Genomic DNA, 11,245 nt, shown 5'->3' with positions numbered 1-11,245 from the left:
TTTCTTTTTCATGGTGTTTAATGCTCAAGAAAACTTATAACCGCATAAGTATATAGAACGACTAGAGCAAAGGCACATATTCCCATAATGATAATCGCTAGTGCGCTTTTCTCTTGTCTAAACCCTATAATTCCAAGAATAAATGCACTCAACATTGTTACCTTAAGCATTGTAGAAAGATTGGGAATTGAATATCCACTCAACCAGGTAGAGAAACTTACAATTACGGAAAAAGAGAACAAAGTTAGAACAATAGATAATATATTAATGTGCTTCCCATACTTCAGTTGCATTTCGCTACCTCCTTTTCTTTTCATTAGTGAATAATAGGTAGGTGACCGTATTTTTATTTTATTCTAAACTTTCTTAAAAATCCATAATAAAAAGAAGAGGTTGTCTCAAAAGTCGCTGAATAGTTACTTTTAGGCAACCTCTTTTCTTTATTTTTTACTTTCCTCTAGTTTAGAGATACTTGCTTCTTTTTCAGGTAACGTATCAACAAAATCCTTTTGAGATTTTAATAGGTCAGATTGTTGTATCCAAGCCATAAGATCATCTAAAGATTTACGGGCTTCTTTTACATCGCCAGTAATATCATTCATGTTCAACTTATTAAATGTAGCTAAAAATTCTTGTTGAATCTCACCTTGCAATGCATTTGCTTGCTTTGTTAATTCTTTATTTTCATCACATTTTGCCTTTTGAACATTATTCATAGCTTTCCCGATTTCATGCTTATCAAAAGCATCTTGCGCTTTCTTTAAATTTTCGGTTTGTTCTAACTTACTTTTAATCTTCTTATCATCCTTCAACTTCAAAGCCTCTTGATAATTCTTAATAGCTTCGCTATATTTTTTATCCTTAATGTTCTTATCAGCTTTTGATGTATAATCTTCAAAGGAATTACTACTACAAGCTGCCAGTAGCAAGATGAATGCTAGAATCAACCCATAAAACTTAACATTTTTCATAGAAACTATGCCTCCTCTTCTATATGCATACACTTATGATATTACAATTTCTGTAAAAATAGAAAGGGATACATATGTTATCAATTTGATAAATATTCTATTCGAGGCATTATGTATCATTTATTATCTTTTTCGGTAGGCTGAATATATTCAAAGAAATCCGGTGGTTCTTTCATTGCTTCTTTTTTTTATTTTTTCAAGTTCTTCACGTTCACGCGGAGACAATCTTTCTAGTAGGGGTACCCCCCATCACCATCAAGCTAAGAAATGCAAATACCTCAAAACGAAAAAATGAGCATTTTGTTACAAGTTAGTACAAAATTTCGTTCTGGGGGGTGCAATAAAACTTTAGCTTGATGGGCATGTGGCGATACCCCTTTACATACTTATCGTTAGCGGAAGTCATTTTAAAATTCTATGTGTCGATTTTTTCTTTGCCCTTGCGGATAAACCACCATATCAAAGCTACAAGTAGTAGGAGGAGCGGTATTCCCTGAATAAAGAGAAATCCTCCCCAAAAATCAAGTTCAGTACTATATGGAGAGTCTGTTGCCATCACACCTATAAATAAACCCACTGGAATTGTGCATAGATTTACCCCTAAACTGACCATTATGAATGTTAGATTTTTATCCTTAGTTTTCGGTGAATCAGAATTGAAGAATGAGAATACTGCAAGGCCGATTATAAAATACAGTATTACATAAAGCTGATTAAGATATCCCATAATATTCCTCCGTTATCCTAATTGTACCATTAGCAAGGCCTATTTTGTGTACATTTGGATGAATAGGATATGCATATAAAGTTAACATAACGTAACATTATTGATAGCAAGAAAAAAGTGGATCCCTACTCTCACAAGGAATCCACCTATTCATTATATGCTTCTATATTTGTTTTGTTTTCTTTGCTAGTGCCAACTTCAAAAAAGCTGCAAGTAGTATGAGAAGCGGTATTCCCTGAATGAAGAGAAATCCTCCCTAAAAATCAAGTGCAGTACTATCTGGAGGGGCTGTTGCCATCCCGCCTATAAAAAAAAGCCATTGGACTTGTGAGTAGATTTATCCCTAAACAGACCATTATCAACGATAGGTTTTTAGCCTTAATTTTTGGTGAACCAGACTTAAAAAATAAGAATATTGCAGTGCCGAATATAAGAAACAGTGTTACATAAAAATTTAACATAATATCCCTCCATGACTTTTTTACAAATGGCTGTATTTACGTCTGCATACAGTAATTTTAGAATGGCTTATCTGTTCACTAAACAAAAAACATAAGAGGCCTCACCATACATGTCCATCTCCCGAAAAGAGGGAATAAGAAAAAATAACGTTTTTTTGTACTTAGGGGTAGTGAAAATTCTTAAGTTGATGGCGATGTATGTTGCCCCCTAATACAACGATTATTGTGTTTTAAATAAGGAACGACTTCTCACAAGAGAGTCCCTTTTTTATCTTTAAAAATGGTAAAATGTAGTTTAAGGAAGGGTAAGAATGAAAAATGAACATAGGGAGATTTAAATAAGGGATGGGCAAAAATCCCAACTATGATTGTATGAAGTATATAATAGAAAAGGGAGAACTTGAATGAGGAAACCAAAAGTAACTGTTTTTATCTCATTACTGAGCATACTACTATTCCTATTAAGTGGTTGCTCTATAGACACAAAACTATTAGAAAAACCAATAGGAGATTATTTGTCCGAAAACTACGGGATAAAGAATGGGGATTTTAAAATTCTTTCTACTGATAGTGGGTTTGGAGCTTCTCATCAACAGACTTACGTGGAAATAAAAAAACCATACCGCACTCTTGCTTATTTACTTGTAGACAAAGAATCATATGAAATAGTTAAAAATGGAAGCGATGATGTTTTTCTAGAAATATTTAAAGGAGCTTATGTTGAACAACATCGTGATGTTTTGAAACAATCCGATAAGATAATAAAAAAGTATAACTTATTAAGTGAATTCTCCTATCGTAAAAATAAACCAAATTTCTATTACTATTTAGATATACATATAGATAAAGAAAAAGAAAAGGAATTAATTGAAAATTTCAAACGTGATCAAAAAATAAACACTGACAATATAATGAAAATGTTAAAAGATAGTAAACCTAGAGATCATGCTAATTATACAGGAGTTATCAATTTTAATTACTATTACAATACCTACAAAAATAGTGAAACTGTTCCCAATGCTCAAAGTATTATGGATGATTTTGAAAAGAGCCACGTGCTAACAGAGGGCATTTATAAGATAGCTGTTGTGACCATGTATTCCAGCCCTAATGAAACAACCATAGGAGGAACGGACAGTCGTAATAATAATGTCATGTTTACCGTGGATAAACAAGGGAAATTCGAAATATTAAAAACAACTGTAGATTCTTGATAAAATACGTCAATTGTTGTGTTTTAAAAAAGGGTCGACTTCCCACAAGGAAGAGGAGGCACTGAAAAAGTCCTCATGGTTTAAAAAGTGAAACCGACTTATGAGCAGCCCTTTCCTTTTTGAGTATACAAAAAAAAACGGCCATCCATTTTTAAAGAAATAAAAAAACCAGCTATATTATGCAAGGCTCTGGTGCAAAAATAGAATAAAAGATAATAAAGCGCATAGATTCCTAACGGAATCATATCTTATGTTGCAAGTCCAAACAATTGATGGATGAATTCTTTCTGATTTTGGACAGACTGATCCTGTAAATCAACCTATTCTTTTTTAATCATATGCATGGCTTCTACTCCAGAAAGAATGGATGTAGCTGTGTCAAAACATTTGAATCCTAGCATAGAGCGTACTCGTTTCTTAATAAAACGATGATCTTGTTCCACAATGTTATTCAGATATTTTATCTGCCTGATTTGGATGCCTAGTGGCATCTTTTTTTCTTCCTTCAATTTTTCTATGGCTATTGGATAAGCTGGATTTTTATCAACTGTAATCACACGAAGTTTAGAGGCATGGAAAGACCGCAAAGCTTTCTTGAAGAATCGCTTTGCAGCCTTTTGGTCTCTTGTTTTGCTTAGATAAAAATCGATTGTGTTTCCTTTCGAATCAACAGCACGGTACAGGTACATCCATTGCCCTTTAACTTTGATATATGTTTCATCGACTCTCCAAGAGTCATTGGTTTGCTTGAGGTGACGACGAATTCGTTTGTCCAATTCAGGACCATACTGATGAACCCAACGCATAATCGTGGTATGAGAAATAGATAAGCCCCGTTCCTCCATCATTTCCACCAAATCACGAAAGCTTAGGTTGTACCGTAGGTATCATCTTACCGTTAATAAGATAATATCAGTCTGATAGTGCTTCCATTTAAACGGATTTTCCTTTTCCATACTGATCACGCACCTTTTTTAGAGTTATACTATCAGTATGTCCAAGATTAGGAGATTACTTGCAAGGATTTTGGAGTTTTTGCACCAGAACCACCACTTTAATTTAAATAATTTATATTGAACTCCCATTCAAGTATTATTTTTCCTAATGAATAATTGGTATATTCTGTCTTACTCCACCTTTTCGGGGGATGGGCAAAAACACCCATATAGTGTCTCATTATCAGTAGCAAGAAAAAAGCGGATCCGTACTCTCAAAAGGAATCCAATCTCTCTTTTTCTATAACTATATTTTTATATGGGGTAGCACCCCATCGCTATCAAGCTAAAAAGGATGGGTTACCTCAAAACAATAAAAACGAGCATAATACACAAAATTTTCGTTTTGGGGTATTTCAAAATTTTAAGTTGATGGGCATGTGCCGTACCCCTATTAAAGTGGAAATTTCTCAAACGAAACTTTAATATATATAATTAATATACTATTCATATTAAAAAATTGAAAAGAGGTGGCACTTTGAACAAATGGGCTATATTATCTTTATTGTGTGTACCCTACGCTCTTTTAACTATAATAAATGAGGATACATTAGAGATAGGTGGATCAGCAAATATCTTTTGGAAAATTGGTTTATTTGCACCACTTATAGGCGTTTTATTTTCAGCTGGAGCCAGTAAGACTTACCAACGCGTTATGCTTGCAATATTTAATTTAGGTTACTATTTTGGGCTTTACATCTATATGCTATACACTTTTTAAAATACTCTTTTTATATTCGTTTTGTAAAAATATATTTAGGGGAGAAAACAATGAAAAAGAAAATATACTATTTATCAATAATTTTCACAAGTCTTGTTTTTTTATTTTTATTCATAAAAGCATTAGGATTTATCTTCTGGATAAATGGTGCACTAATAGACAAATGGGTAGCTTGGGTTAGTTTATTTGCTATTCCCACTTTCATTTACTACTCTTTCCCAGGACAAAACTTCAAAAAAACACAAAAAACGGTAACCATAATTATCATAATAGTTCAAGTAATATGGCTAAAATGGGCAATTAATCAACCTAAATATTATGTATATATTAACAATGATAACATTCTCCCATCTCCATATATAATTCAGGAGACTCCAAATTCGGATACTCCTATTTATCTTAGCCAAATAATTTTAACTAACTATACATCTTATAAATCAATTAATTCATATCTATTTGTAAAAGAAAACGTTACAGAAAACAATCGAGGCTTGGTTGATTGGATAAAAAATTTTGGTGGCGAAGTAAAAGAAAAAGAAGACGGGCGCATTTATATAGACACTTATAAGGGATATTTATTTTTCAAGTAAATTGTAAAAGGGAGAAATCGGTGTGAAATCTCCCTTTTACGACTCTCAATCGCTATAGGATAGGCCTGATTTTTGTCTACTGTAATCACACTGGGTTTTGGAACATGAACAGATTGCAAAGCTTTCTTAAAAAAAAGCCATTGATAATAGCTATTATTTTTGGAAAAACAACTTACAAAAAAGATAATTATAAAAAGTCGATTCCTTATCTCAAATAAGGAATCGACTTTCAAATAAATCATATACTCGTTCTGGTGTCGATATGTATTTATTACAAATTACCTTTAACTTTTCCAACGATCTCGTTTATCGTATTTCGATCTAGCTTGTCACTAATTTCGAATAGCTCACGATCTCCTACTAATTGTACGCCTACGATTTCGTTGCGGTCTTTACCGTATTGCACTTCAATAATAGATCCGCGCTCTATTTGTTTCCAAATGTAACCAGCTTCATCTTTATTGTCTAAAGTAATACAGTCCTCAATGTTTTCATTGATTCCAATTAACATATTATCGTCAATATACCCAATCTCGTATTGTTGACGCTCTTTCGCTTTGCCGCTTACTAAAATACCCGCACGACCATATGAGTAATCCCAATAGTCTGCTTTCGGCTCTTGTGCCTCAGCTTTTTCAGTAGTGCCACAACCGGTAATAAGACCAATTGGCATAACTGCAATTAATACTACTCTAGTAAATTTCTTTATCATCTAAAACCAACCTTACATGTTTAAGTGAAAATTCCATTTATTCCCTCATTAAAGGATAACATGATACTACGGGGAAAGCAAAACGAAAAAATGAGCTGACTTCTCAAAATAACTAACTATAGAGAAAGAAAATTTTCATTTAGGGGGTACTTCAAAATCTTAGTTTGATGGCAATGCGATTTTACTTCCGCCTGCTAAAAAACATTCGTAATGATTGTTAATATTTGTTAACATTAAACAAGAAGTGCTTGTGAAGGATAACATTCCTTTCATAATAGTGCTTTTTGTTTTTTGATTTATTTTATAAGGATAAGAGGGAAGATATATGCGTTCTAAGAAGTACAACACCATAGCATCAAGCTGTCTAATTTTGTTTCTTGTTTGTTGGATCCTGCTATCTACATATGGTAAATACAATTATACTGTTGGTGATTTCACTCCAGCTGATGTGAAATTAACCGTTGGACTGGATATTTTACAGATGACTCTCCTTTTTATGTCTTTGGTCTTCGGCTTGATAGCATATGCTTTACAAGACGAAGGAGGCTACGCAGGGATTAATATTATAATATCCCTCGCTTTGTTTGTTTTAACAGGTATGAGTGATATTTTAACAATTTATATACTGTTTACTGAGCCTGTCCATTTACAAATGTTATTTAAGTAATAATCTTACTTGAGCTTGAATTACCTTACCGACATGAAGAAATAGAAGTTCTATAAATGTACAGAGATAATAAAGTTGTTTTAAAAATACCGGTCATTTTATTCAGTAATTAGGCCAGATTATGAAGTGATTTTATTAATTGTTTCGTTAAGAATGTAAAGAAGTGGACTTTAGCCAACCTGGCAGTTTAGTTGAATGGGAATGTTATAATATTATTAAAATTTTAGAAATGTAGGGTAAAAAAATGAAGAGTACTAAAAGATTGATTCAAGTTATCTTAGTAAGTACACCAATCCTAATTCTTAGTGGATGTTTCTCTAGTTTCTCTAAAGATGATCTGAATCAACCAATACAAGAATATTTAAAAACAAACTATGGAATACAAGGTGGGTTTTCTGTTGTTGAGACAGATAATTATTGGTTTCAAGGGGTTGACCATCAAACTTATGTAGAAATGAAAAAGCCATATCGTGCTTATCCGTTTCTAATGATTGAAAGAGGTACTTGGAAAATTTTAAATGATGACAGTGACGATATCTATCTTGAACAATTCAAGGGTGCATATATTGAGCAACATCCAGAAGTAGTTCAAGTAATTGAACAAATCATAAAAAAATATGGATTAGTGAAATATCCTAATAAATTTATTTCGGTAGAGAATGGTCCTGTTTATATATTTCCTTACGACAACCTTGAGTTTAATATAATTTATTCTCAAGAACTACTTGATGATTTTAAAAAGACCCAAAAGATAGATACTACTAAACTTTTACCTACATTAATACCAAGTGACCCCCGACGTGAAAATTATAATGTCAGGTATTTAGGTGTAGTAAATTTTCTATTTAAATTTGACATGTCTAAAACTATTCCAAAGGCCCAAGATCTAATTGAGGACTTTCAAAAAAGTGGAGTATTAACAAAAGGGATATACAACATAGATATGTTAGTAGATGATTCAAATGGGGGATCGGAATATAATAATGTAGCTTTGTTTGAAGTTGATGAAAATGGTAAATACACTATAATTGCTTCTCCTAAATACGGTGAGTTAGAGAACACTTACTTTTATGGTGATTATGCAGCAAAAAAAATATAAAATAGAACTTTAGGTTGAATTATCCCAAAGTCCAATCGCTTATTTAATTATGTAGACGAAATAATTATTTTCCCTAAAAAATATTGGGGACTTAAGGGGATAGAATGAATCTTCTTCAACAATTGGGCGCTATTTTTGAATAAACCTTAGATTTTCAAACGACTTTATTGTTATATTTTTGAGTAAAGTTAAGTATCTTATATCGAAAATTAAAAAACTATATTTTAACCCCGTCCTAAATTTAGAACGGGGTTATGCTTGTTTTAGGTTTAAAAATTTAATAACTTTGTTGTCTTTTTACAATAAAGGGTACCGCCCACATGCCCATCAACTTACGAAAAATAAAAGCCAAAACGAAAAAAATTAGCTGACTTCTCAAAGTAACTACCTATAAGGGGGCACCATATCATTTAATGTTAAGACTTGTAGCGCTTAACCATAAATACACATAAAAAGAAACCAGGCGGTAGTGAATATCAAAAATATTACGGAAAAGTGTATATTAGGAACCAACAATTTTGCGTGATCTTTATTTTTTTTCAATGCCATAGTTGAAGAAATAATGGCGATAACTAATGGGAGCATTAAGGCATAAATTATATATGTGAGATCACGTCCAGTATCTAAATATGGTTCACCAGGGTGAATATAAATAAGTTCATAATGATAAGTAAAATAAATATACAAAGCTATACAAAATATGAAATTTGCTCCTACGGCAACCCCAAAAGTTGTATTGTTTAATCTTTTCATCTGTCTACTCCTTTAAGTAATCCCTTCCTAATATTACAGCAAATAAAAAAATTTTACATCGTAATATTATGTTAAATTCAAATAAAAAAGGGTTCAGTCGAGATGCGTGTAATTTAAGGTTATGGGCTATATTTTATTTCCATTATCAGATTTCGGTGTAACAAAAAGCTGTTTTACTAATAATGTTACGAATTATTTTTGATACAGTATTTTGTTACAGCTAGTTCAACAATTAGGATATTTCATATTTTCAAACACAAAACGTAACAATAACGAACGCGTTTATGTTACAAATGTCTCTGAAAAATAACGTCTGGAAAAAAATGTATCACTATGACCTATTTTTACACGTATCTCGGCTGTACCCCTTTTTAACATAAGGGTAATTTATGTCGTGTTTAGCAATTATTCATTACATAATGCAAATGATTGTTTACATTTTGTTAGTAATCATTTACAATTACAGTAATTGTAAATGAGGAAAGGGGAATTATGATACTAGAAAACAGAGTTAGAGAATTACGAGCACGATTTAGATGGACTCAGCAAGACTTGGCCGATGCAATTGGGGTCACAAGGCAGACAATTGGATTAATAGAAAAAGGTGATTATTCTCCATCTGTCACTATGGCGTTAAAATTAGCTGCTGTATTTCAAGTTACCGTAGAAGAGGTTTTTTATTTAAAGGGAGAGGAACGATTATGATAAAACAGGTTTTAAGATCTCCACTTATAGGGGCCAGTATATTTGTGTTGATTATTGCATTTTTACTATTTTCTCTTATGAATACACAAGTCATTTTAGCTAAGTTATGTTTCGGGATTTTAGTGACGGTTACTTTTTTATGGCTCATTCTCACAAGGATTTATAACCGAAAGAATCCTCATGATAAGATTAGGCTATTTGGTTTTATATCATCCGAATTTCGTGAAATAGATGAAGGGCAGCAGTGGGTAACCTATAAGGCTTGCCGAAATGTGTATATTTACTATAGCATTGCGCTTCCAGTAACGGCAGGGATTTGCTTTCTCTTTTCTCAACATAATTTTGTTCCATTATTGTGCATTGGTTTACTAGGTGCAGGTCAATATATTGTCTATTGGTTAACCACTATTTTTATTTTAAATCGTATTTAACAAAGGGGATGAAACAATATGGTGGAGTGGGCTCAAAATGCGGGGGCATTATGGCAATATGTAGTGTTATTTCTTTTAGCATTTGCCCCATGGATGGATGTATCAATTGTTGTACCACTTGGTATCGCATGGGGATTACAACCATTTGCAGTAGGAGTAACAGCATTTGCAGGAAATCTTATCTTGGTTCTATTACTCGGTTTTTTCTTTAAACAGTATGCAAAATGGCAAGCAGCAAGAAAACAAAAAAAAGGTATAACAACACCTTCTAAAAAAGAAACCCGATCAAGAAAAATATGGGATCGATATGGTGTTCCAGGTTTGGCTCTTCTAGCTCCAATTCTCGTAGGAACTGATATTGCAGCCGTATTAGCTTTAACATTTGGATCTAACCGGACACACGTCATAAGTTGGATGACGGTCAGTCTAGCAGTATGGACAGTCATTTTTACAGTTGCTGCGATGTATGGGCTTAGCTTTTTAAATATTATTTAGGATATCATGATGATTTTAGGTAATCTAAAATCGTTCACTACCCAAAAATTATGGAGTAATCAAGTGAGTTCATATAATATCAAGACAAAAGCTCTGACCAAAAACATTTAAACACTCAAATAGCTGTATGATATGGTCATAGTACCGTAGCTCACGAACTTATATGGGTAGAGACACATTGCTACCAAGCTAATATTTTGAAGCATCCCCAAAACAAAAAAATTGTACATTTTCATCTGAAGATGTCAATTTTCTCGTTTTGGGGTATTTGCTTTTCTTAGGTTGATGGGCATGGGGTAGCATCACATTAAGAAAAGAAATAGGAGAGAATATCCTATTTCTTTTTATTAATATAATAAAATGTAATGGCTAAATCCAAGGTAATGATAATAATGAGAAGTAACAAGTGTATAAATGCATCAGTTTTACTGTGTAATAAAGACTTTATAAAGAAATCCCATTCTGTTTCATAGGGAGGTTCTACCCAATTTCGTTGCAGTCCTAACACCATTCCATTTATGAAATAGAAAATACTTAATAGAATCCTTCCAACAAATAAAGCAGCTACTTTTATATTCCACTTCTTTATTAGGATTATATAAAGAAGTGGAAATAGTATAAGTGCCCAAAAAACGATAATAAAAACTGTATTCATCAGTTTCTACTCCTTATGTTGATCATAAAGTTATGATCCCGTTAATTGT

14 protein-coding genes and 3 pseudogenes are annotated in these 11,245 nt (G+C 32.6%); 8 read left to right on the top strand and 9 right to left on the bottom strand.

Annotated features, from left to right (window positions below):
- Positions 1 to 17: 17 nt before the first annotated feature.
- The 4 genes and pseudogenes from DN392_RS25230 to DN392_RS30970 all read right to left on the bottom strand — a co-directional run bounded on the left by DN392_RS25230 (position 18) and on the right by DN392_RS30970 (position 2,159).
- Entirely contained in the window at positions 18 to 293 is a 276-nt protein-coding gene (locus tag DN392_RS25230) for a hypothetical protein (protein WP_001176332.1), read from the bottom strand.
- Positions 294 to 440: 147 nt separating this feature from the next.
- Entirely contained in the window at positions 441 to 971 is a 531-nt protein-coding gene (locus DN392_RS30975) for a hypothetical protein (RefSeq protein ID WP_000800119.1), read from the bottom strand.
- 415 nt (positions 972 to 1,386) lie between these two features.
- Positions 1,387 to 1,698, bottom strand: a complete 312-nt coding sequence (locus DN392_RS25220) for a hypothetical protein (RefSeq protein WP_000541005.1) — start codon at positions 1,696 to 1,698, stop codon at positions 1,387 to 1,389.
- A gap of 163 nt (positions 1,699 to 1,861) precedes the next feature.
- Positions 1,862 to 2,159: pseudogene (locus DN392_RS30970) on the bottom strand (hypothetical protein).
- Between the two features lie 404 nt (positions 2,160 to 2,563).
- On the opposite strand from DN392_RS30970, the gene DN392_RS25210 reads away from it, so the two are divergent.
- Positions 2,564 to 3,373 carry a hypothetical protein gene (locus DN392_RS25210; RefSeq protein WP_074650762.1) on the top strand — a complete coding sequence of 270 codons (810 nt, stop codon included), beginning with the start codon at positions 2,564 to 2,566 and terminating at the stop codon, positions 3,371 to 3,373.
- A 248-nt stretch (positions 3,374 to 3,621) separates the two neighbouring features.
- On the opposite strand, the pseudogene DN392_RS25205 reads toward DN392_RS25210, so the two are convergent.
- Positions 3,622 to 4,329 (bottom strand): annotated as a pseudogene (locus DN392_RS25205) (IS6 family transposase).
- A 517-nt stretch (positions 4,330 to 4,846) separates the two neighbouring features.
- Here DN392_RS25205 and DN392_RS25200 point away from each other — a divergent pair.
- Both DN392_RS25200 and DN392_RS25195 read left to right on the top strand, forming a co-directional pair.
- Positions 4,847 to 5,089 (top strand): hypothetical protein, encoded by a 243-nt coding sequence (locus tag DN392_RS25200; RefSeq protein ID WP_001045664.1) that lies wholly within the window; start codon positions 4,847 to 4,849, stop codon positions 5,087 to 5,089.
- Between the two features lie 50 nt (positions 5,090 to 5,139).
- Positions 5,140 to 5,679, top strand: a complete 540-nt coding sequence (locus DN392_RS25195; protein WP_064460027.1) for a hypothetical protein — start codon at positions 5,140 to 5,142, stop codon at positions 5,677 to 5,679.
- Between the two features lie 29 nt (positions 5,680 to 5,708).
- Here the strand turns inward: DN392_RS25195 and DN392_RS25190 are convergent.
- A pseudogene (locus tag DN392_RS25190) lies at positions 5,709 to 5,813 on the bottom strand (IS6 family transposase); the annotation flags it as partial.
- A 137-nt stretch (positions 5,814 to 5,950) separates the two neighbouring features.
- Positions 5,951 to 6,391, bottom strand: a complete 441-nt coding sequence (locus tag DN392_RS25185; RefSeq protein ID WP_088321549.1) for a hypothetical protein — start codon at positions 6,389 to 6,391, stop codon at positions 5,951 to 5,953.
- Between the two features lie 325 nt (positions 6,392 to 6,716).
- On the opposite strand from DN392_RS25185, the gene DN392_RS25180 reads away from it, so the two are divergent.
- Entirely contained in the window at positions 6,717 to 7,058 is a 342-nt protein-coding gene (locus tag DN392_RS25180; protein WP_001256766.1) for a hypothetical protein, read from the top strand.
- 244 nt (positions 7,059 to 7,302) lie between these two features.
- Complete coding sequence (locus tag DN392_RS25175; protein WP_064460026.1) at positions 7,303 to 8,157, top strand: hypothetical protein; 855 nt, start codon at positions 7,303 to 7,305, stop codon at positions 8,155 to 8,157.
- 432 nt (positions 8,158 to 8,589) lie between these two features.
- On the opposite strand, the gene DN392_RS25170 is transcribed toward DN392_RS25175, so the two are convergent.
- Positions 8,590 to 8,910, bottom strand: a complete 321-nt coding sequence (locus DN392_RS25170) for a hypothetical protein (protein WP_000826364.1) — start codon at positions 8,908 to 8,910, stop codon at positions 8,590 to 8,592.
- Positions 8,911 to 9,402: 492 nt separating this feature from the next.
- Between DN392_RS25170 and DN392_RS25165 the strand changes: the two genes are divergently transcribed.
- From DN392_RS25165 to DN392_RS25155, 3 genes are read left to right on the top strand one after another with little or no spacing between them, the layout of a single operon-like run.
- Positions 9,403 to 9,615, top strand: coding sequence for a helix-turn-helix transcriptional regulator (locus DN392_RS25165; protein WP_000599740.1), 213 nt, complete (start codon positions 9,403 to 9,405; stop codon positions 9,613 to 9,615).
- Positions 9,612 to 10,046, top strand: coding sequence for a hypothetical protein (locus tag DN392_RS25160; protein ID WP_149238112.1), 435 nt, complete (start codon positions 9,612 to 9,614; stop codon positions 10,044 to 10,046). The genes DN392_RS25165 and DN392_RS25160 overlap by 4 nt, the downstream gene beginning before the upstream one ends.
- An 18-nt stretch (positions 10,047 to 10,064) precedes the next feature.
- Entirely contained in the window at positions 10,065 to 10,541 is a 477-nt protein-coding gene (locus DN392_RS25155; protein ID WP_064460024.1) for a small multi-drug export protein, read from the top strand.
- Positions 10,542 to 10,875: 334 nt separating this feature from the next.
- Here DN392_RS25155 and DN392_RS25150 read toward each other — a convergent pair whose 3' ends face one another.
- Positions 10,876 to 11,196, bottom strand: coding sequence for a hypothetical protein (locus DN392_RS25150; RefSeq protein WP_001098754.1), 321 nt, complete (start codon positions 11,194 to 11,196; stop codon positions 10,876 to 10,878).
- Positions 11,197 to 11,245: the final 49 nt, after the last annotated feature.

Origin of the sequence: Bacillus sp. BB51/4 (genome assembly GCF_008368845.1) — a bacterium.
GTDB classification, from domain to species: domain Bacteria; phylum Bacillota; class Bacilli; order Bacillales; family Bacillaceae_G; genus Bacillus_A; species Bacillus_A wiedmannii.
Note: the sequence above shows the minus strand (reverse complement) of the source record. Positions and strands in the feature narration are given on the sequence as shown.

Excerpts from the sequence above, each read along its gene's own strand:
- DN392_RS25180 (WP_001256766.1), top strand. The coding sequence starts at position 6,717 with ATGCGTTCTAAGAAGTACAACACCATAGCATCAAGCTGTCTAATTTTG.
- DN392_RS25210 (WP_074650762.1), top strand. The coding sequence starts at position 2,564 with ATGAGGAAACCAAAAGTAACTGTTTTTATCTCATTACTGAGCATACTA.
- DN392_RS25195 (WP_064460027.1), top strand. The coding sequence starts at position 5,140 with ATGAAAAAGAAAATATACTATTTATCAATAATTTTCACAAGTCTTGTT.
- DN392_RS25175 (WP_064460026.1), top strand. The coding sequence starts at position 7,303 with ATGAAGAGTACTAAAAGATTGATTCAAGTTATCTTAGTAAGTACACCA.
- DN392_RS25150 (WP_001098754.1), bottom strand. The coding sequence starts at position 11,196 with ATGAATACAGTTTTTATTATCGTTTTTTGGGCACTTATACTATTTCCA.
- DN392_RS25230 (WP_001176332.1), bottom strand. The coding sequence starts at position 293 with ATGCAACTGAAGTATGGGAAGCACATTAATATATTATCTATTGTTCTA.
- DN392_RS25165 (WP_000599740.1), top strand. The coding sequence starts at position 9,403 with ATGATACTAGAAAACAGAGTTAGAGAATTACGAGCACGATTTAGATGG.
- DN392_RS25155 (WP_064460024.1), top strand. The coding sequence starts at position 10,065 with ATGGTGGAGTGGGCTCAAAATGCGGGGGCATTATGGCAATATGTAGTG.
- DN392_RS25185 (WP_088321549.1), bottom strand. The coding sequence starts at position 6,391 with ATGATAAAGAAATTTACTAGAGTAGTATTAATTGCAGTTATGCCAATT.
- DN392_RS30975 (WP_000800119.1), bottom strand. The coding sequence starts at position 971 with ATGAAAAATGTTAAGTTTTATGGGTTGATTCTAGCATTCATCTTGCTA.
- DN392_RS25220 (WP_000541005.1), bottom strand. The coding sequence starts at position 1,698 with ATGGGATATCTTAATCAGCTTTATGTAATACTGTATTTTATAATCGGC.
- DN392_RS25160 (WP_149238112.1), top strand. The coding sequence starts at position 9,612 with ATGATAAAACAGGTTTTAAGATCTCCACTTATAGGGGCCAGTATATTT.
- DN392_RS25170 (WP_000826364.1), bottom strand. The coding sequence starts at position 8,910 with ATGAAAAGATTAAACAATACAACTTTTGGGGTTGCCGTAGGAGCAAAT.